The 19,230-nt window shown below is 51.6% G+C and carries 18 protein-coding genes; 11 read left to right on the top strand and 7 right to left on the bottom strand.

The window, feature by feature from the left end; all coding sequences use genetic code 11:
- Positions 1-291: 291 nt before the first annotated feature.
- From mutS to JWG43_RS09180, 3 genes are read right to left on the bottom strand one after another with little or no spacing between them, the layout of a single operon-like run.
- Positions 292-2,967, bottom strand: a complete 2,676-nt coding sequence (gene mutS / locus JWG43_RS09190) for a DNA mismatch repair protein MutS (RefSeq protein WP_205242620.1) — start codon at positions 2,965-2,967, stop codon at positions 292-294.
- Positions 2,952-3,470, bottom strand: a complete 519-nt coding sequence (locus JWG43_RS09185; protein WP_205242619.1) for an HIT family protein — start codon at positions 3,468-3,470, stop codon at positions 2,952-2,954. Before JWG43_RS09185 ends, mutS begins: the two co-directional genes overlap by 16 nt.
- Entirely contained in the window at positions 3,467-3,964 is a 498-nt protein-coding gene (locus tag JWG43_RS09180; RefSeq protein WP_205242618.1) for a metallophosphoesterase family protein, read from the bottom strand. Before JWG43_RS09180 ends, JWG43_RS09185 begins: the two co-directional genes overlap by 4 nt.
- A 358-nt stretch (positions 3,965-4,322) precedes the next feature.
- Here JWG43_RS09180 and efp point away from each other — a divergent pair, with 358 nt between their 5' ends.
- A complete protein-coding gene (gene efp, locus JWG43_RS09175; RefSeq protein ID WP_205242617.1) occupies positions 4,323-4,886 on the top strand; it encodes an elongation factor P in 564 nt (187 codons plus the stop codon).
- 4 nt (positions 4,887-4,890) lie between these two features.
- Positions 4,891-5,811 carry an EF-P lysine aminoacylase EpmA gene (gene epmA / locus JWG43_RS09170; protein ID WP_205242616.1) on the top strand — a complete coding sequence of 307 codons (921 nt, stop codon included), beginning with the start codon at positions 4,891-4,893 and terminating at the stop codon, positions 5,809-5,811.
- 36 nt (positions 5,812-5,847) lie between these two features.
- On the opposite strand, the gene JWG43_RS09165 is transcribed toward epmA, so the two are convergent.
- Entirely contained in the window at positions 5,848-6,552 is a 705-nt protein-coding gene (locus tag JWG43_RS09165; protein ID WP_205242615.1) for a metallophosphoesterase, read from the bottom strand.
- Between the two features lie 11 nt (positions 6,553-6,563).
- Here JWG43_RS09165 and JWG43_RS09160 point away from each other — a divergent pair, with 11 nt between their 5' ends.
- The 6 genes from JWG43_RS09160 (at position 6,564) to JWG43_RS09135 (ending at position 13,154) form a co-directional block, all read left to right on the top strand.
- Positions 6,564-8,156, top strand: a complete 1,593-nt coding sequence (locus JWG43_RS09160; RefSeq protein WP_205242614.1) for a hypothetical protein — start codon at positions 6,564-6,566, stop codon at positions 8,154-8,156.
- Between the two features lie 107 nt (positions 8,157-8,263).
- Entirely contained in the window at positions 8,264-9,187 is a 924-nt protein-coding gene (locus JWG43_RS09155; protein ID WP_240193491.1) for an ExeA family protein, read from the top strand.
- 19 nt (positions 9,188-9,206) lie between these two features.
- A complete protein-coding gene (locus tag JWG43_RS09150) occupies positions 9,207-10,076 on the top strand; it encodes a polysaccharide biosynthesis tyrosine autokinase (RefSeq protein WP_205242613.1) in 870 nt (289 codons plus the stop codon).
- Positions 10,077-10,358: 282 nt separating this feature from the next.
- Complete coding sequence (locus tag JWG43_RS09145) at positions 10,359-11,807, top strand: exodeoxyribonuclease III (RefSeq protein WP_205242612.1); 1,449 nt, start codon at positions 10,359-10,361, stop codon at positions 11,805-11,807.
- 11 nt (positions 11,808-11,818) lie between these two features.
- Complete coding sequence (locus tag JWG43_RS09140; protein ID WP_205242611.1) at positions 11,819-12,472, top strand: response regulator; 654 nt, start codon at positions 11,819-11,821, stop codon at positions 12,470-12,472.
- A gap of 409 nt (positions 12,473-12,881) precedes the next feature.
- The gene (locus JWG43_RS09135; protein ID WP_205242610.1) at positions 12,882-13,154 is read left to right on the top strand and encodes an HU family DNA-binding protein; all 273 of its coding nucleotides are present in this window, start codon (positions 12,882-12,884) and stop codon (positions 13,152-13,154) included.
- 31 nt (positions 13,155-13,185) lie between these two features.
- Here the strand turns inward: JWG43_RS09135 and lgt are convergent, their stop codons facing one another.
- Together lgt and mnmG are read right to left on the bottom strand one after the other, a co-directional pair.
- Positions 13,186-14,034 (bottom strand): prolipoprotein diacylglyceryl transferase, encoded by an 849-nt coding sequence (gene lgt, locus JWG43_RS09130; protein ID WP_205242609.1) that lies wholly within the window; start codon positions 14,032-14,034, stop codon positions 13,186-13,188.
- Between the two features lie 15 nt (positions 14,035-14,049).
- Entirely contained in the window at positions 14,050-15,933 is a 1,884-nt protein-coding gene (gene mnmG / locus JWG43_RS09125; protein ID WP_205242608.1) for a tRNA uridine-5-carboxymethylaminomethyl(34) synthesis enzyme MnmG, read from the bottom strand.
- 777 nt (positions 15,934-16,710) lie between these two features.
- Here mnmG and rpmH point away from each other — a divergent pair.
- A complete protein-coding gene (rpmH, locus tag JWG43_RS09120) occupies positions 16,711-16,848 on the top strand; it encodes a 50S ribosomal protein L34 (RefSeq protein WP_205242607.1) in 138 nt (45 codons plus the stop codon).
- Here rpmH and JWG43_RS20570 read toward each other — a convergent pair.
- Positions 16,805-17,239, bottom strand: coding sequence for a hypothetical protein (locus JWG43_RS20570; protein WP_443112633.1), 435 nt, complete (start codon positions 17,237-17,239; stop codon positions 16,805-16,807). The two genes, rpmH and JWG43_RS20570, sit on opposite strands and share 44 nt — an antisense overlap.
- 35 nt (positions 17,240-17,274) lie before the next feature.
- Between JWG43_RS20570 and yidD the strand changes: the two genes are divergently transcribed.
- Both yidD and yidC read left to right on the top strand, forming a co-directional pair.
- Positions 17,275-17,487 (top strand): membrane protein insertion efficiency factor YidD, encoded by a 213-nt coding sequence (gene yidD / locus JWG43_RS09110; RefSeq protein WP_205242606.1) that lies wholly within the window; start codon positions 17,275-17,277, stop codon positions 17,485-17,487.
- A gap of 78 nt (positions 17,488-17,565) precedes the next feature.
- The gene (gene yidC, locus JWG43_RS09105) at positions 17,566-19,221 is read left to right on the top strand and encodes a membrane protein insertase YidC (RefSeq protein WP_205242605.1); all 1,656 of its coding nucleotides are present in this window, start codon (positions 17,566-17,568) and stop codon (positions 19,219-19,221) included.
- The last annotated feature ends 9 nt before the right edge of the window (positions 19,222-19,230 follow it).

The following is a 19,230-nucleotide window of genomic DNA, read 5'->3' as shown; positions in this document are numbered from 1 at the left end:
CCTTGATAATACCATTCACCAGTTTCCCTTCGGGGCATCCGTCCGCATGCCATCTTTATTGCCCGTAAACGTCCGATAAAGTGTACGTTAAATCAAAAGATCACAGACAATAAAACCGACACACGGACAAATGCTCACGGATTCAGGAAAAATAAAAACCCATGAGAGTGTCTTTTCCAGCGCGATTTGATGAAGAATGAAGATCTTGTTCCTGGATAAAAACCAGCTCGATACGTGGAGTTAATATTTTCTTGATCGATGACGGGGGATTGTTGCTGTGTGACCTGGAGCTTACATTTTCTCATGTTTGAATTTGAGCAGGTGCTGTGCACGATAGAGAATGTCGAGAGCCTCGCGCGGTGATATTTCATCGGGTTCAATTGAGGAAAGCAGCCGCACCAGCGGGCCGGCATCATAAGCAAAGAGCGACATTTGGCGAGGGGTATCAGCACCTCCTTGTTTTTTCAAAGATGATTGAATGGAGCGAAAAGATCGGCCTTCTTTTTTTTCAATGGCGGTGAGGAGTTCCTGGGCTCGGGCAATTACATGGGGTGGAACACCGGCCAGCGAGGCGACCTGAATCCCATAACTGCGATCAGCGGCACCGCTGACCAGTTTATGCAGGAAACGGATGGTTCCTTCCTGTTCACTGACGGCGATGGAGTAATTACAAATTTTTTTACTGTTGGTGGCGAGAACAGTCATCTCATGGTAGTGGGTAGCGAAAAGAGTCTTGATGCCCACGGTGTTTTTTTGAGCAAGCTCTTCGACAACGGCCCAGGCAATGGCGAGTCCATCATGGGTCGATGTGCCTCTGCCGATCTCGTCAAGGATGACCAGGCTGTTCTCCGTCGCATTGTTGAGGATATTTGCGGTTTCATTCATTTCCACCATGAAGGTGGACTGACCCCGGCGCAGATCATCCATGGCGCCAACGCGAGTGAAAATACGGTCGACAATACAGATGTCGGCGGAATCCGCGGGCACAAAGCAGCCGACATGGGCCATGAGGGCAATGAGTGCGGTTTGGCGGAGTACCGTGGATTTTCCGGCCATGTTGGGCCCAGTGATGATCAGGAGCTGGCTGGTCTGCTGATCGAGATGCATATCGTTGGGCACAAAGCGTCCAGGTTCAAGTGTCTGTTCAATAACCGGATGCCGGCCCTCTGTGATGCGTATGTACCCCTTGGTGTTGATGGCAGGGCGCTGATAGCGGTGTCGGGCGGCGCTTTCGGCGAAGCTGGCGAGAATATCGATGGTGGCCAACTGGCCAGCGGTGGTGAGCAAGCGCTGGTTGTGGGTGGCGAACTGTGTCCTGATATCCGCAAACAGGGCGTATTCCAATTCCAGACGCCGCTCCTGCGCTGTGGCGATGTCGTTTTCCAGCTCCTTTAATTCCGGGGTGATGAAGCGCTCCGCATTCACCAGGGTCTGTTTGCGGATGAAATAGTCAGGCACATCTTCCGCCTGGCTGCGGCTGACTTCAAAATAATAGCCAAATACTTTATTGTAGCCTACTTTGAGTTTGGCCAGACCGGATTTCTCCCGCTCAGTCTGTTCCAAGGCAAGAATCAATTTTTTCCCATCACGAAGAAGGGTGATGAGGTGGTCCAGTTCGGCATGGTACCCTTCCTTGATCAGCCTGCCTTCCCGCAGAGAAATGGGTGCGTCGTCACGGATAGCACGGTCCAGCAGGGCGTGAAGATCGATCAGGGGATCAAAGGATACGTTCAGGGACTTGAAAAGTGGCGCCTGGCAGGAACCCAGTTCGTGCTGCAAAGCCGGCAGTTCTCGCAGGGATAGTTTGACAGCGCTCATATCGCGGGCATTACCGTGGCCGAGGACAAGGCGACTGCACAGCCGCTCGATATCGTAGACCGAGTCAAGCAGGGTTCTGAAGATTTTCCTGGTTTCGGATTTGTTCAGCAACTCCTCGACAGCTGCGAGGCGGGCCTGGATGGCATCGGGATCACGGAGAGGGAACAGCAGCCATCGGCGCAGAAGGCGGGCCCCCATGGAGGTTACGGTGAGGTCCAGGCATTCTAGGAGCGAGCCTGCTCGCCTGCCGCCGATCAGGGTTTCGGTGAGTTCGAGGTTGCGGCGTGAGGCATCATCAATAATCAGGTAGGTGTCCTGATGCAGAGGGCTGATTTGCCGGATGTGGGAAAGATCGGATTTTTGTGTTTCTCGCAGGTACTGAATCAAGGCACCGGCAGCTCTGATGCCATTGGTATAGGTTTCGCATCCGAATCCGGCCAGGTTGGTGGTGCGAAAATGTTCAGTAAGGGTATTGCGGGCAGTGACACCGTCAAAATGATAATCCGGGCGGACAGTGAAACAGAGCTGTTCGACCTGAGCGCTGAAGAGGTCAACCAGATCCTGCCGCTGTTCCGTATCGGATTGGGAGAGGAGAATCTCCGCAGGCTTGAGCAGCGTTATCTCGTCGGCGACCAGCTCCGGGTTTCCTGGAGGATACACAACCTCGCTGATCTGGAACCGGCCGGTGGAGATGTCGACAAAGGCCAGTCCGGCGATCAGTTCTTCTTTCGACTTCTTGCCTATTGCAAGGGCACAGACATAACAGTCCGTTTTTTCATCAAGAATCTGGTCGTCAGTGGTGACACCAGGAGAAACCACGCGGACGACTTCCCGTTTGACAATCCCCTTGGCTTCCCGAGGATCTTCTACCTGTTCGCAGAGAGCCACCCTGTGGCCGGCTTTAATCAGTTTACCGAGATAACCGGTGACCGCATGGAACGGGACCCCGCACATCGGAATTTTATTAGTTTCCTCTTTGTGGCTTCGGGAGGTCAGGGTGATGCCGAGTTCTTTTGCGGCAAGAACTGCGTCATCAAAAAACATTTCATAGAAATCACCCATGCGGTACATCAGAATCGCGTCGGGATGCTGCTCTTTGATCTCCAGATATTGACGGAGCATAGGGGTCAGTTTCAGCGAGGTATGCATGGGTCCGGGTTGGTGGCCAGCTCAATGAATTCAGGCAGAAGAAGATCAAAGGTGTGATCAATATGTTGGGGTATGGTGCGGATCTCCGCACAAACGGTCATAAAATTATGATCACCTTCCCAGCGGGGCACAAGATGGAAATGGAAATGGTCGACGATACCGGCACCAGCAGCTCTTCCCAGATTAAGTCCGATATTGATGCCATGGGGATTGAGTTTCCGCCGGAGAATAGTGCAGCAGACGGCAAGCAGTTCCATCAGGCGGTGAGATTCTTCACTGGATGCTTCGGTAAGATCGTTGAGATGCCGTCTGGGGGCGAGGAGCAGGTGACCGTTGGCATAAGGGAAACGGTTCAGCAGAACAACGCTCAGGTTATCGCGAAAAAGAAGCAGCGAGCGTTTATCGTGCAATGTGTCGCCCGGTGGTTCAAAAAGGCAGCCTTCGCTTGCAGGGGCACGGCCCAGGACATGCTCCATGCGCCAGGGGGTCCAGAGTGTCTTCATGTGGGAGAGGCAATGGTGTGAAGACTGGCGTGGAGGGTGTCCCCTATTTCCAGGATAGCGTAGGTGCCGGGAGCACCATAAGGCCCGGTTCCTTTAAAGCTTCCGGGATTGAGGAAAAGAACCTCGCCAAGACGCTGGCAGAATGGCCGGTGGGTATGGCCAGAGATGATGCAGGCTGCTTCCGGAAATATTTGTAGCAGAGCGTGTTCTGTTTCCAATCCTAAACGATCACCATGGGTGAGGCCGAGGATGTGGCCGTTGAGGGTGAAAACCCGGCGTTTCGGGTAACGATGGCGAATGGTGGTATCGCACATGTTGCCGCTGACCGCATAGACAGGTTTGCCGGCAAACAACTCCAGCACGGACTGATTGGTGATGTCACCGGCATGGATAATGACATCACAGCCGGCAAAGCACTGTTTAATCTGTTTTTTGAATGGATTGTCCGGTCGATGACAATGGGTGTCGGAGAGGACTCCAGCTTGTATCACCATGGTGTCTGGGATGATGATGGTCTCGAATTCCTGGATCCGTGAGCGTTCGTCCGTGCGTCAGCTTTGTTGTTCGTGACCGTTCGATTAAAGTACACATTATCGGAAGGTTACGGGCAATGAAGATGGCGTGCGGACGGACGCCCCGAAGGGCGGCTGGTGAAGGTTATCTTCAAGGATTCTGCTGCAATTATAATGTGAGTACAGCAGATATATCCAAAATAAAAGTCCAGCCGTCACGGATTCAGGGAATGGGCCTGATTGGCGTGGGAAAGCAGGAAGCTCTTGCAAAAAAACAGCCTGTATCGTACCATAACACCCTTTTAAATCATACTATTTAATATAATGTAAGGACGAATGTATGTATACAGCTTCTGATTTGCGAAAAGGGCTGAAGATTCAGATTGATGGTGAGCCATACATCATCACCGAGTTTGACTTTTCCAAGCCGGGAAAAGGTCAGGCCCTGTATCGGACCAAGATGCGTAACATGATCACCGGCAATCAATTCACCCAGACCTATCGCTCCAACGATAAATTTGAACGACCGAATCTGGAAGAGCGGAAGATGCAGTTTCTCTATGCCCAGGATGATGAGTACCATTTCATGGACACCACATCCTATGAGCAGATTTATCTGACCGGGGAACAGTTAGGTGATCGGCTGAATTTTCTTATCGACAACATGGAGGTGCAGGTTTTGTTTTTTGGGGACCGGCCCATTGATATCAGCCTGCCCACCTTTGTCAATCTTGAGGTTACCGTGGCCGACCCCTGGGTCAAGGGAGACACCTCCGGCACGGACACCAAACCAGTGACGGTCCAGACCGGCTTTCAATTACAGGTGCCCCCATTTGTCGAACAGGGTGATAAAATTCAGATCGACACCAGAACCGGAACCTACATCACCCGGGTGAAGGAATAGCGCCATGCTGACGGCCAATGGTCTGCGGCAGCGGTCAGAGGTGCTGCAGGCCATCCGGGCGTTTTTTTTTGCAAACGGGTATATCGAAGTCGATACGCCCGTCCGTCTCCCCGTTCTGCTGCCCGAATCACACCTCATCCCTTTTACCGGCCATGGCTGGTTTCTGCAGACTTCGCCCGAATTGTGCATGAAGCGCTTACTGGCCCGGGGGTGTACCCGGATTTTTCAGATCTGCCACTGTTTTCGCCAGGAAGAATCCGGTCGGCTGCACCAGCCGGAATTCAACATGCTGGAATGGTATCAACGCGGTGAGAATTATGAGTATCTGATGGGGCAATGTGAGGCCTTGCTCTGTCACCTGCACAGGACGCTGCCCCATCTTCCCGGTTTTGCCAGTCCGGGTTTTCTTTGCTGGAATAATTGCCGCATCTCGCTGACCCCCCCTTGGGAACGGTTGACCGTGGCTGAAGCCTTTCGCCGCTATGCCGATGTCGAGGTGGATTGGGCGCTGGCCAGGGGGCTGTTCGATGAGATCCTGGTCACCCGGATTGAGGGCCATCTTGGTCGTGATCGCCCCGTGTTTCTCTGTGACTATCCTATAGAACTGGGGTCGTTGGCCCGTGGTTGTCGTGATAATCCCACGGTTGCCGAACGGTTCGAATTATATGTGGCCGGCGTTGAGTTGGCTAATGGTTTCTCCGAACTGGTGGACGTGGAGGAACAGCGCCAGCGTTTCGCCGGAGAAATCGAAAAACTGCGGATGGAGGGAAGAGAGGCTGTTATGCCTGAAGCCTTTATGGCCGATCTGGAGAAAATCGGGGCGGCGGCCGGGATTGCCCTGGGACTGGATAGGCTGGTTATGTTGCTCCTGAGGAGTCCTTCCATCAGCGAAGCCATCCCCTTTATTTTTGAAGAACTGCAATGACCCCTTTGTCTTTTTTTTTTTTTCATATATCCTACATTAGAACGACAGGTTTTCCGGGTTTCCGGGAACACTGACCACCTCCCGGTCCGGTAACAGCAGCGCTGTCAGACGGCCGCCGTACACCGCACCGGTGTCTATGCCGATTCTGTTTATTGTCAGCAAGGGCTTTTTGAAGGTAGTGTGGCCGAAGACCACCGGTTTGCCGAAATCATAGGTGCTCTGATAGAATTCCTCCCCTGCCCACAAACACCACTGTGAAGTCTGTTGAGCGAGATGACGGCCGGGCTGCAATCCGGCATGAACGTAGATGGCGTGGCTGTCTTCCCAATACAGAGGCAGGCTTTTTAAAAAAGCGAGGTGCTCCGGCGGAACAAGCCGGGCGATCTGATCCCGGTCGCCGGCGGGATCCAACCCGTAACTGGCCAGAGTCTGGCGACCGCCTACTCGAAGAAAAAGAGCACTCTCCTGGCCGGACAGGTACTGCAGAAACAGCAAATCGTGATTACCCATTATATAAATAACACGCGGATGGGTGCGTTGCAGGGAGATGAGGGTCGCGACCACCTCTTTGGAATGGGGTCCCCGGTCAACATAATCTCCAAGGAAGACAAGGGAATCCGCCCGATGAAGGATTTTAGGCAGAAGCAGGGTGAGCGCGGTGTGGCACCCGTGAATATCGCCGATAACGCAGGTGGTTGATGAACTGGCAGGCATGGTGGCGGAAAGAAAAATATTTTTCATTTGAGTAGATCATGGAAAACAAACAGCGTCAACTTTTAAAAAAATACGTCGACCTGGTCATCGCCAAGTGGCAGTGGATCGCCCTGTGCCTGCTCATCGCTTGTCTTGCTGGGCTGGGACATTATCTACGGACACCGAAATTGTATCAAAGCACGGCAGTGCTCAGTTATGAGCAGCAGCGAATCAGTCCGACCCGTATGGATCCTGAGCAAGGGCGAAGTAGGCTACGGGAAACTTTGGGGACTTTACAAGAGTTGGTAACCAGTCGAAACAACCTTGAACGGGTGATTATACAGTTTTCTCTGTACGAAGAAGCGCGCGCGCGGCTTCCTATTGAGGATGTTATTGAAATGATGCGCCAAAACATTTCTATCTCACCGTCAAGACAAGGTGATGTATTCAGCGTCTCTTTTCAAGGTCGTGATCCACAACAGGTCATGCGCGTCACCAATGCCCTGGCAGCTCTTTTTATTGAAGAAAACCTCAAATATCGTGCAGAAAGGGCAACGGAAACCTTTCGCTACACACAGAGCGAACTTGCCATGATCAAAAGGGATCTCGATGAGAAAGAACAGGTCATGCGTGATTATAAACTCAGATATTTTAATGAGATGCCTGAGCAACGGGCAAGTAATCTTGCCCGGCTTACAGCTCTCCATACGCAGAAACAAGGGATCCAGGAATCTATTCAGGATCTGGAGCGAACTAAGGTTATGCTTCAAGAGCAGATCGCGATGCATCAGCGTCTTGCCGCTGCACGCACCACGGTTGACAGCATGCCGGGTGGTAGGGGTGGGGCTTCTTCGGGACAGACCCTTTTGACCGATGGGGAGCGCTTACAACAACTGCAGCGTCATCTCAATTCGCTGCTTGTCAGGTATACCGAGAAGCATCCGGAAGTTCGCCGGACTCAGCAGCTGATCGAGCAATTAGAAACGCAGATGGGTAATGAGGAAATTGCTGGTCAGCAATCCGGGGCAGTTGCCGGCGGAAGTGCTGCCTCCCCTTTGAATGTGGAAGTGCAACGTCTGCAGTTGCAGCTTCGGGATATCGATCTCAATATTCAACAATTACGGGCCGCTCAGGCACGCATTCCGGAGGAAATAGCCAAGTACGAAGGTTGGATAGAGGCCGCACCGGTGAGAGAGGCGGAATGGGCGGGGTTAACACGAGATTACAATGAATTCCGCCGACATTATGATCATCTCGTTGCCCAGAATCTCCAGGCGCAATCAGCCGAATATCTGGAACGCAGCCAGAGAGGCAGCCGGTTCACAATTGTTGATCCAGCTCGTCTTCCTGCGCAACCATTCAAGCCCAATTTTGTGAAGATATTTTTTGCGGCGGCGATAGCTGGATTGGCCTTGAGCTTGGGGACAATTTTCATGCTGGATCTTGTGGATACTTCTTTTAAAGATGCCGGTGAGATAGAGGACTATCTCGGGGTGCCGGTGGTCAGCGCCATTGCCTATCTAGAAATGGATACCGAAATTCGCAAGCGGCGAATACGGTTCATTGTCAGTGTGGTCTTTTTTACGGCCTGTGGTGCTCTTCTCCTGGCAACCATGGCCTATTTGTGGAGAAAGGGTTTGATTATCGTTTGAGTACTTCCCATCCACCTGCTGAAACCTTTTTTGCTGCCATGTATACAAAATACTACGGTTTGACCCGGAAACCCTTCGCGCTTACGCCCGACCCGTCAGCGGTGTTCATGAGTGATACCCACCAGGAAGGTTTGGCTATCCTCAAGTACGGGATTCTCAGTAAAAAATGCTTTCTTGTGTTGACCGCGGATGTTGGTTCCGGCAAGACAACCCTGTTGCAGGCTCTGGTCAGTTCCCTGGAACAGGATGTACACGTCTGCCTGCTCAACAATCCCATCCTCTATCGTGATGAGTTTTTTTCCTACATCGCCAAGAAATTGGGACTGCAGTGGAACGGCAATAAAGCGATGTTTCTCATCGAATTTGCCGAGTTTCTCAAAAAATGTTTCCGAGCCGGGGAGCGGGTCTTGTTTATTGTTGATGAGGCCCATGTGCTCCCTGTAGACCTGCTCGAGGAGATCAGGCTGCTCTCCAATCTGGAAGAAAAAGGCCAGGATGTTCTCTCCATTTTTCTTGTCGGTCAACCGGAACTCAACGAGCGGATGAGCGATGATCGCCTGTTGCCGTTGCGGCAGCGCATCGGCATCCGCTTTCATCTCAGCCGGTTTACCCTGGATGAGACCCGGCAATATATTCTTTTTCGCCTTCGACATGCAGGGGCCCGGCATTTCAATATTTTTTCCGAGGAAGCAATTGCTCTCATCCATGAAATGAGTCAGGGCACGCCCAGGCTCATCAATATTATCTGTGACCATGCCTTGCTGACGGGATTTGCCGAAAACAAGCCGGTTATTGATGCGGAACTGATTCAGGAAAGCGTCGATGATCTTCATTTTCCCGGTGAAGAGACACCATTGCCCGTGGCCCGGCAAAACAAGCGGAACAGCGGCCGGTTGGCAATTGTACTCGGTCTGACGGCAGTCAGCCTGGGGCTTGTGGCCTTTTTACTGGAAATATTGCCAATGACCCGGGAGTATTCTCTTCTCGGCAGGATACTGCCGGAGCAATGGCTGCGTTACCTGCATTTTTAAGACAATCGTTGGAGGCCAAGTGGGAAAAGTGTTTGAGGCCCTGAAGCGGGCGGAAGAATCTGTTGGCGTGGTAGAGGAATATCCGGATCTTGAGAGCCGCCAACCATCCGCTGGAGAACCAGAAAAAAGACCTGCGCCCTCGCATCAGCGACACGGCACCGCGGTTCCTGTCCAGAGCGGAACCGGTCAATGGGACGCACGCCTGATCCTGGCAACGACAACCACAGGAGCAGTGGCCGAGAGCATCCGCGCCCTGCGAACCCGAATTCTGCATCCCTTCAGCGGAAAAGCGCCGCGAACTATCCTGATCACCAGCGCTTCACCGGGTGAGGGGAAAAGTTTTATCTGTGCCAACCTTGGGATTTCCCTGGCCCAGGGTATTGACAATTACTGTCTGCTGGTTGACGGTGATCTTCGTCGTCCGGCACAGCATGTTCTGTTTGGCCTGAGCAATGCTGCCGGTCTGGCGGATTATCTTCAGCAGAGAAAAAGGGTACCGGAATTGCTGGTGCCCAGTGGGGTTGACAAACTGTCAATCCTCCCGGCGGGCCCCCAGGCAGTGAATCCTGCTGAACTGGTGGGCTCTGCCGCCATGACCAATCTTATCGACGAGTTGGCCATGCGCTATAAGGATCGCATTGTCCTGCTGGATTCTCCACCCCTGCATGCCGCCAGCGAGACCGAGGTTCTGGCGCAACATGTGGACGGCGTGGTCCTTGTTGTCCGTCATGGAGGTTCTCGACGGGAACATGTCAAAGCCCTGGTGGACACCATCGGCCGAGACAAGATACTGGGGGTGGTTTTTAATGCCTACCAATCGACCGCGCTCGATGAAAAAATTTTCGGGTATTATGACTATCAGCAGAAGTATTATGGCAGTGAAAAATAGCAAGATGGAGTGACCGTGCTGTACATTGGGAGTGGAGGAGCTGGTGAGCACGGACAACTCGCCAATTTTGAGGATTTTGGATCCTTGTCCATGCAATAAGACAACTATGTGCGGAATCGAACTCCGAACTCTGGAGCATGCGAATTCAGTACCGGGTGTTGTACTCACTCACCTGCACCCGTTGAACGAGTATGGCCTGCGAAGGTTTTTTTATTTTTCTCCTCCCGTCGCTGCAGCCCGGTACCGTATGTTCGCTTTTTCGATGATTATTTCAGACCGTCCATGACCTTTCCCATTGAACAGATTATCGACATCCTCGAACCTGAAGTCAGGAAATATCAGGTGCCGGTTGTTGATTTGATTGCGGTTCAGACCAGGGATCCTTTTAAAGTGCTGGTAGCGACTATTCTTTCCGCGCGCACCAGAGATGAAGTGACTGCGGCGGCTTCACAGCGCCTTTTTTCTCGAGCCAGGACTGTTGAGGAACTGGCGCTTTTGACTGTGCATGAACTTGAACAACTCATTTTTCCGGTGGGTTTTTTTCGACAGAAAGCTCGATATCTCAACAAATTGCCACGAGTGCTCACGGAGCGGTTCGGGGGTGAGGTTCCCCGTGAAATTGATTCCCTGCTCGCATTGCCGGGTGTAGGTCGGAAAACGGCCAATCTTGTTGCCGCCGTCGCCTATCAGCAGCCTGCCATCTGCGTTGATACCCATGTTCATCGCATTATGAATATATGGGGATATGTTCAGACTGCAACACCCGTGCAAACAGAACAGGTCTTGCGGCAGAAACTACCAAAGCGATACTGGATCCGGATTAATTCGCTTCTGGTGGCCTTTGGTCAGGAGATCTGCAAACCGCAACGGCCCCATTGTGATCGGTGTGCACTAATCAAGCTGTGCCCTAAAATAGGGGTTACCCCTCGGCGAATAAAGAAGGATATGGGGGCTCAATCCACCGTGGAAGAGATCAAGCTTGTTTCCTGGAATGTCAATGGACTCAGAGCCGCATTGAAGAATGGTTTTCTTGATGTGCTCAACCACTTTGATGCCGATATTTTTGCTCTCCAGGAGATTAAAGTTCATCCTGAGCAGTTGCCTGAGGCCATTATCAGCCTGCCTGGCTATCAGGCCTTCTGGCATCCTGCCCGGAAAAAGGGCTATGCAGGGACCGGGGTGTTAAGCAGACGGCCGCCATTGCATGTCACCTATGGGCTCGATGAGCGGAAATTCGACGATGAAGGCAGGGTGATGACCCTGGAATTTGATACTTTTTTCTTTATCAATGCGTATTTCCCCAATGCCCAACCCGAATTGAGGCGCTTGGCCTTCAAGCAGGAGTTCAACCGGGCGGTTCTTGCCCATCTGAATCGGTTGAGCGCAATCAAATCTGTTATCCTCTGTGGTGATCTCAACGTAGCTCATAAAGAGATCGACCTTGCCAATCCAAAAGCGAATATGAAGAATCCCGGTTTTTCAGAACAGGAACGGGCCTGGATGGATGAGTTGATCAATGCGGGCTATGTTGACACCTTCAGAGATTTTGATCCATCTCCCGGTCGCTATACATGGTGGAGCTACCGTTTCAGTGCCCGGGTAAAAAATATCGGCTGGAGGATTGATTACTTCATCGTAGACGCCAACAGCAGAAAGCGGGTTCTTGATGCAGGTATTCACGACGACATCAGCGGGTCCGATCATTGTCCCGTGAGTATTCTCTTTCAATGAAGACAGGAGCAATGAAACCGTACCGTATCATTATCGCGGATGATCATGGCCTCATCCGGCAGGGACTGAAGAGCATTCTCAAAAAAGATCCAACCCTTCAGGTTATTGCGGAGGCGAGCAATGGAGTAGAGTTGCTTGATCTGCTGCAGCAGGATCAACCGGAAATGATTATTCTGGATATTTCCATGCCCCGCCTGAATGGGATCGAAGCATTGGGCCGCATTCGCAAAGCCCATGCACATATCGCAATCCTTATTTTAACCATGCACTCCAGTAGCCATTATGTTTTTCACGCTGTCAACGCCGGAGCCCATGGGTACATGATGAAGGATGATTCCGAGGCGGAGCTGCTCACCGCAATCAGTTCAATCAAGGAGGGAAAAACATACATTTCACCGCAAGTATCATCGGGAGTCGCCGAAGAGGTGATAGTCGCCTTCCGTGGCCAAAGCAAGATACCCTTTGAGGTGCTCAGTAAACGTGAGGAAGGGGTGTTGAAACTGGTTGTACAGGGGCTCTCCAGCAAAGAAATAGCCAAATTACTCAAGTTGAGCCCCAGGACCATTGATCATCACCGGGCTAACCTTTTGAAAAAATTCAAAATGAAAAAAACTGTTGACCTGGTCAATCATGTGGTCAGTACTGGTGTGGTCGCGCCCCGGTAACCATTCCAGGGTTGTGCCAGTGGGGTTGCTTTTCCTTCTTTGTTGCAGGGAGCATGGATGCACCCCCGATTTCTCGAGCCGTGACTGCCGGCTGTGTCCCTTCATGCCGGCTGGCGAGACCTTGTAGCAACGGGGTTTCGGTGATCTATCGATTCGCCGTCGAAAATGCGGTGGCGGTCCTTTTTCGTCTTCTTTTTCCTTTTTTTCCCCCATAAATAACATTGCTCTAACATCGCTATTCAATTAGATAATTTTAAAATATTAGGTAAAAATACCTATGAATCCCTAGGTATTTCCATCAATTGTGGTTTTTTCCTTCCTGCGCTTAAATGGCTTATCTGGATTTGAGTAGGGTTGCAGACGAATAAAGATCGTCTGTCTGTGAAATCAACAGAATTGAGGATGAGCCATGAATAAGAGCGATCTCGTACGATCCATCGCCCGATCGGCGCATATCAGTAAAGATGCAGCCGAACGGGGACTCAACGGACTGTTGGCCACTCTGGCGGTGGCAATGCAGGAGGGCAAGCGAGTGACCCTGTCGGGTTTCGGCAGTTTTTCGGTCGTTGATCGGGCACCGAGAACAGGGAGAAATCCAAAAACCGGAGAAGCGGTGCCGATTCCCTCGCGTCGAGTTGTCAAGTTTCGACCCGGCAGGGAACTGGCCGTAAAAGTGGAGTAGGCGGTTGCCTTCCTTTCTTTCCGTGCACCTTTCAGGACCTGCGGCGTGAACGGGATCGCTTTCCGGAGGAAGTCGAACCAGTGGTCACCGTGTGCCGCAGGTACCAAATCAGGAGTGCGGCACAGATCATCAGCAGGCACAGGACCTGGCCCATTGACAACAGCGAAAAAATCAGGCCGATCTGCGGGTCGGGTTCCCGAAAAAATTCGATAAAAAATCTGAAAATTCCATACAGCCCCAGGAAGAGGGCCAGCAGGGTCCCATGCGGCCAGAGGTTTGGCTGTGGTTGTTGCCAGGGCCTGGACTTGAGCGACCAGAGGATGAGGAAAAGGATGACTCCTTCCAGAACGGCTTCATACAATTGAGATGGATGTCGGGGGAAAGGGCCGCCTTCCGGGAAAATAATTCCCCAGGAAACGGATGTCACTCTGCCGTACAACTCACCATTAATAAAATTGCCCAATCGACCGAAAAACAAACCGATGGGTGCAGTTACCGCGTACAGATCCGCTACCTTCCAGAAGTCCAGATCATGTCGTCGACAATACAGGAATCCGGCGATGAGGACACCCGCGCAGCCACCGTGAAAAGACATGCCACCGGTCCAGATGGCTGCAATCTCCAAGGGATTGGCAATATAGTACGAGGGTTGATAGAGGAGAACGTATCCAAGGCGTCCACCGACAATGACACCAATGATCACGAAGAGATTCAGGTTATCCAGCCGCTGCAGTAACCTCTCCCAATGGAATTTTTTACCCTGGTATAGGACCAGCAGGTAAGCGGCTGCAAAACCACAGACATACATAAGTCCGTACCAGCGAATCTGTAACGGACCAAAGGAGAAAAGAACCGGATCGATAATCGGAAAATTCAGCATGCTCTCCTCTGCGGATTACAGGTAGCCGAGCCGTTTTAAGTGGACCTGAAGCACGGACACCGCCGCGGGTGTCACACCGGAAATCCTCGATGCCTGTCCCAGGGAGCGTGGTTGTACTTTCGAGAGCTTCTCGACAACCTCATTGGAAAGTCCAGGCAATCCCCGATACTCCAATTCAGTGGGCAGTTCAATTCGTTCGAGTTTTTTGAATCTGCTGATCTGTTCTTCCTGCCGCTTGATATATCCAGCATATTTAACCTGCAGCTCTATCTCATCATAATAGGCTTCTGCTCCCTCGGGAAAGGGGAGGTCGATAAAGATTTTTCCTCCAATTTCGATTAGATGGCACATTTTGATTTCAGGGCGGCGAAGCAGTTCCGCCAGAGTCAGGGGCTGATTGATGGCGGTGGTACTGTAGTCTGCAAGACAGGCATTGATGGTTGTGTCCGGTTTAATACGGATTTCGTTGAGATGTCTGATAGTTTCCTGGATACAATGTTCTTTGTGCTGAAAATCGGTCCAGGTTTCCTTGTCCACCAGGCCAATCCGGCGACCAATGGCCCGCAAGCGCATATCCGCATTGTCTTCCCGGAGTAACAGGCGATATTCTGCCCTGGATGTGAAGAGACGGTACGGTTCTTTTGTGCCCAGAGTGACCAGATCGTCGACAAGGACGCCAAGGTACGCCTGGGACCGGTCAAGGATGAGTGGTTCTTCCCCTCGGACGTAGAGCACGCTGTTGATTGCAGCCATTAACCCCTGACCGGCGGCCTCTTCGTACCCTGAAGTGCCATTGATCTGACCGGCAAGAAACAAACCGCTGATTTTTTTGGTTTCCAGAGATGGTTTGAGTTCGCGGGGATCAACATAATCATATTCAATGGCATAACCGGGCCGAATGATACGGGCATTTTCCAGTCCGGCTATAGAATGGACCATGTCGATCTGTGTACTGAGCGGCAGGCTGGTGGGAATGCCGTTGGGATACACTTCAATGGTGTCGAGGCCTTCAGGCTCTAAAAAAATCTGATGGCGCCCTTTTTGCGGAAAGCGCATGACCTTGTCCTCGATTGACGGACAGTAGCGGGCCCCCACCCCCTCAATGATGCCGGCATACATAGGCGATTGATGGATACTTTTCCGGATGATTTCATGGGTACGTTCGTTGGTATAGGTGATGTGGCAGGGGCGCTGGGGCTGTAACGGCCCGCCTGATGATGAGAAAGAAAAGAGCGCTGGCTGCTCATCGCTGTACTGAGCTTCCAACCGGGAGTAATCAATGGTATTACCATCCAGGCGGGGAACGGTTCCGGTCTTCATGCGACCCACGGCAAACCCGGTGGCCGCAAACCAGCGGGCAAGTTGAAGTGACGGTGCGTCTCCCATACGCCCGGCAGGAAAATTTTTCAGACCGATGTGGATGAGGCCGTTGAGAAAGGTGCCAGTAGCCACCACAACCGCTCGTAGGCGAAAATGTTCGTCAAGAGAAGTGCGCACACCGACGACTCTGCCGTTCTCGACCAGAATTTCATCGATCACAGCCTGCCGAATAGCCAGGTTAGGCTGGTTTTCAAGAAGTCGTTTCATACGCAATCGGTACAGCAACCGGTCAGCCTGGGCACGGGAAGACCGGACAGCGGGCCCCTTGCTGGTATTGAGTCGGCGGAACTGGATACCGGTGGCATCGATATTTTTCGCCATTTCGCCACCAAGGGCATCTATTTCTTTTACCAGGTGTCCTTTTGCCAGGCCACCGATGGCTGGGTTACAGGACATGGCACCAATGGTGTCGGCGTTAATGATACAAACCAGCGTGCGGCAACCCATGCGGGCAGCAGCCAGGGCGGCTTCGCATCCTGCGTGTCCAGCGCCGATGACAGCAATATCAAAATCATTCATATGTTTCCCGGGCGTTGCCGCGCAACAGTTGAGGAGGTGTTGGTGGTTTTTGATTGTCCATTGCCGCGGATAAAAATTTTAACACGCCAATATAAAGATAAGTCATTATCTTTGCAATGGCTCTGGCCGGAAATTGTCAAGAGATACCCAGGTGAGGGAATGTGCGGGTGTGGCCCTTGTTCAAAGGATCCAGGTGCTTTGCCACGCTTCTGTATTGTGGGTGATCACAGCCAGAATCCGAGAGCGTCCCTACGTACGCCATTTTCATCACCCCTACCGGTCCTATGACGACAGCTTGAATCAAACGGCCACGAACAACAGAACTGCCGCATGGGCGAGCACCCACGGATCCAGAATTGATTGTTTCCTGGCCGCGAGGGCGCCGTTTTCACCTCTGAAGAAGTGGTGGCTCATTGCATTCTTTATGGATACAGGTGAAATAATTTGACAGAAAGAATACGTTGTGATTAAAATTATCCTTTTGAGTTTCGTTGAACTCGCAAAAACCGTCGTGGAGAACCTATGGAGGCAATCGATGAAACTGCGTGAGGTCAAGTGGTCCACTTGTACTCAAGGATGCAGCGATGACTTCTTGCGGGACGGGCAGATATGGATGCTTTTCTTTGGGGCGTAACTCCGGGCTTTTGATTATTCTGCTCACGGATTCAGGTTATCTCCTGTCGTCCTGCCTCAAGATGTCCGGACGGCCTCTGAGTGCCATATAAAACACCACCAATCCTGTACGCAACAGATTGATTTAATGAAAGGAACCTTATCATGAGCAAAAGAACCTTCCAGCCCAGCAATATCAAACGTGCCCGAACCCATGGATTTCTTGTTCGCATGAGGACCCGGGCCGGGCAGGCTGTCATCAAGCGGAGAAGAGCCAAGGGCCGTAAGCAATTAGCTGCTTGATCCGGAACCGTAATTGGGCAGGCATGCTCTTCCTAAAACACATCTGCTCACAAAGACAAGGCAATTTCAGCGCGTCTATCAACTTGGGCATCGGTTGCGAGGGAATGGATACAATATCATTGTCTTGCCCAATGGCGTAGGTTTCAACCGTTTGGGAATAAGTGTGCAGAAAAAGATCGGCAATGCTGTGCGCAGAAACAGGATTAAACGGTTGATCCGGGAAACCTTCCGGCTCAACCGAAATATGTTTCCAGCCAACAGTGACATCGTTGTCACCATTGGGCCCGGGTTTCAAACGAACAGTCTCAGTGCGTTGCAAGCCAGCATGGAAGAGATTCTCGGTGCGCAAAACAAGCGGAGACCGTTGGCTTGAACAAGGATCTGGAAACATCCACAGCTGATAATGGCTGCCTCCGCTGGCATACTATGCCCAGGAGAATCCTTGTCTTGGTCTTCCGAATGTACCAGTATATACTTTCCCCACTTTTCCCTCCTGCCTGCCGTTTTGTCCCCTCGTGCTCTCAATACGCTATAGAAGCCGTAACCAGGTACGGTGTAGTCCGCGGTGCTTTGCTGGCTGTATGGCGTATTGCTCGTTGTCATCCCTTTTCCCGTGGAGGATTTGACCCGGTCAAGTAACCATGCATACGTCTGCGTGGAGCCTTTTCCCGCCTCCGCAACCTCACTGCTGCAGCAGCGTTTTCAAAGGTACATATAATGGATTTGTACAGAGCCTTTCTGGCTATTATTTTGTCGTTTCTCATCCTGGTCGGTTATCAGTATTTCTTTTACAGGCCTGCTCCTCCCCAAGAAGCCCCACAGACTGCTACGATTCAGCAGGAAGAGGTGAGCACCGGGATCCAGGCCTTGCCAGATCCGGCTACCAGTCCCATTGACAGGCCAGAATCGGTACCGATTGATCGGGAAGCCAGGGCCATCAGTGTGGACACACCACTGTTCACCGCAGTGCTCCATGAACATGGAGGGGGATTCAAGAGTTTTGTTCTCAATGAGTTCCGTACCGGAATAGAGCTGGATTCCGGACCGATGCAACTCTTTCTTCCCCGGCAGCCGCCCGACCTCCCTGTACTTTTTTCCCTTGATAACGATGGTGGCACGTCGATTCCTGTCTACAGGGCAGAAGAAACCGCTCTGGTGTTACATTCGCACCAGGAAGAAGGCAAGTTGGTAATGACCGCCGAACTTGCTGAAGGGATTCGAATCGTTCGCACCATGACCTTTCATGGCGATAGTTATCTGATCAGTGTTGAGCATGCGGTTGAAAATATAACAGATACAGCACTGCAAATTTCTCCGGCCTTGTCTTTGCGCAATGAGCCCTTCGCCCACGCCAGCCCGACAAGTAAGTTTCTCTTTGCCGGTCCGGCTGCCTTCGTCAATGGCGAATTGGAGGAGATTAAAACAAAAAGGTTGCATGAGGGCCCGGTTATTTTCCAAGGTCAGGTCAGTTGGACCGGATATGTTGATAACTATTTTATGACATCTGTAATCCCGCCAGCAAATGAAATGCACCTGGTGACCGTGCAGGGAGCCGGGGGGCAGGTCAGGACCTTGATCTCAGAAGGAATCAGGGTTCTTCCCGCCGGCGCGTCACAGGTTTATACATACAAGCTCTATTTTGGCCCAAAGAAACTGGAGGTGCTCAAAGAGATCGACAACTCCCTTAACAGCAATCTGGCCAAATCAGTTAATTTCGGGTGGTTCGATTTTATTGCCAAGCCCATGCTCTGGTTGCTCAATTTTTTCTATCAATACGCTGGGAATTACGGGGTCGCGATTATTCTGTTGACGGTATTGATCAAGCTGGTTTTCTGGCCGCTTTCCCAGAAAGGTATGAAGTCGATGAAAAACATGCAGAAGCTTCAGCCTAAAGTCGCAAAATTGAGGGAAAAATTCAAGGGTGATCCGACGAAGATGAATCAGGAGATGATGGCCCTGTACAAGACGTACAAGGTGAATCCTCTGGGCGGATGTCTGCCTATGCTGCTCCAGTTGCCCTTCTTTTTCGCCCTGTATAAGGTGCTCCTGGCGGCGATAGAATTGCGGCACGCTCCTTTCATGCTGTGGATCAATGATCTTTCCGCCCCGGATAGACTGTGGGTGGGTTTTGATATTCCATATCTGCATGGTCTCCCGATATTGACGTTGCTGATGGGTGCATCCATGTATTTTCAGATGAAGATGACTCCTACCACTGCCGATCCGATGCAGGCTCGTATCATGCAGTTTTTACCGGTTGTTTTCACTATTCTGTTTGTTAATTTTGCATCAGGTCTGGTGCTGTACTGGTTTATCAACAACCTGCTTTCCATTTTGCAGCAGCAGTTGATTAATCGTCAAAGTAAGGCCTGATATTCGAAT

The sequence above is a fragment of the Desulfobulbus alkaliphilus genome (genome assembly GCF_016918545.1).
GTDB lineage: Bacteria > Desulfobacterota > Desulfobulbia > Desulfobulbales > Desulfobulbaceae > Desulfobulbus > Desulfobulbus alkaliphilus.
Note: the sequence above shows the minus strand (reverse complement) of the source record. Positions and strands in the feature narration are given on the sequence as shown.

Coding starts and splice junctions, on each gene's coding strand:
- lgt (WP_205242609.1), bottom strand. CDS start 14,034: ATGCTGAATTTTCCGATTATCGATCCGGTTCTTTTCTCCTTTGGTCCG.
- JWG43_RS09140 (WP_205242611.1), top strand. CDS start 11,819: ATGAAACCGTACCGTATCATTATCGCGGATGATCATGGCCTCATCCGG.
- yidD (WP_205242606.1), top strand. CDS start 17,275: ATGCCCAGGAGAATCCTTGTCTTGGTCTTCCGAATGTACCAGTATATA.
- JWG43_RS09160 (WP_205242614.1), top strand. CDS start 6,564: ATGGAAAACAAACAGCGTCAACTTTTAAAAAAATACGTCGACCTGGTC.
- yidC (WP_205242605.1), top strand. CDS start 17,566: ATGGATTTGTACAGAGCCTTTCTGGCTATTATTTTGTCGTTTCTCATC.
- mutS (WP_205242620.1), bottom strand. CDS start 2,967: ATGCATACCTCGCTGAAACTGACCCCTATGCTCCGTCAATATCTGGAG.
- rpmH (WP_205242607.1), top strand. CDS start 16,711: ATGAGCAAAAGAACCTTCCAGCCCAGCAATATCAAACGTGCCCGAACC.
- JWG43_RS09145 (WP_205242612.1), top strand. CDS start 10,359: ATGACCTTTCCCATTGAACAGATTATCGACATCCTCGAACCTGAAGTC.
- JWG43_RS20570 (WP_443112633.1), bottom strand. CDS start 17,239: ATGTTTCCAGATCCTTGTTCAAGCCAACGGTCTCCGCTTGTTTTGCGC.
- epmA (WP_205242616.1), top strand. CDS start 4,891: ATGCTGACGGCCAATGGTCTGCGGCAGCGGTCAGAGGTGCTGCAGGCC.
- JWG43_RS09165 (WP_205242615.1), bottom strand. CDS start 6,552: ATGAAAAATATTTTTCTTTCCGCCACCATGCCTGCCAGTTCATCAACC.
- JWG43_RS09180 (WP_205242618.1), bottom strand. CDS start 3,964: ATGGTGATACAAGCTGGAGTCCTCTCCGACACCCATTGTCATCGACCG.
- JWG43_RS09185 (WP_205242619.1), bottom strand. CDS start 3,470: ATGAAGACACTCTGGACCCCCTGGCGCATGGAGCATGTCCTGGGCCGT.
- efp (WP_205242617.1), top strand. CDS start 4,323: ATGTATACAGCTTCTGATTTGCGAAAAGGGCTGAAGATTCAGATTGAT.
- JWG43_RS09135 (WP_205242610.1), top strand. CDS start 12,882: ATGAATAAGAGCGATCTCGTACGATCCATCGCCCGATCGGCGCATATC.
- JWG43_RS09155 (WP_240193491.1), top strand. CDS start 8,264: ATGAGTGATACCCACCAGGAAGGTTTGGCTATCCTCAAGTACGGGATT.
- mnmG (WP_205242608.1), bottom strand. CDS start 15,933: ATGAATGATTTTGATATTGCTGTCATCGGCGCTGGACACGCAGGATGC.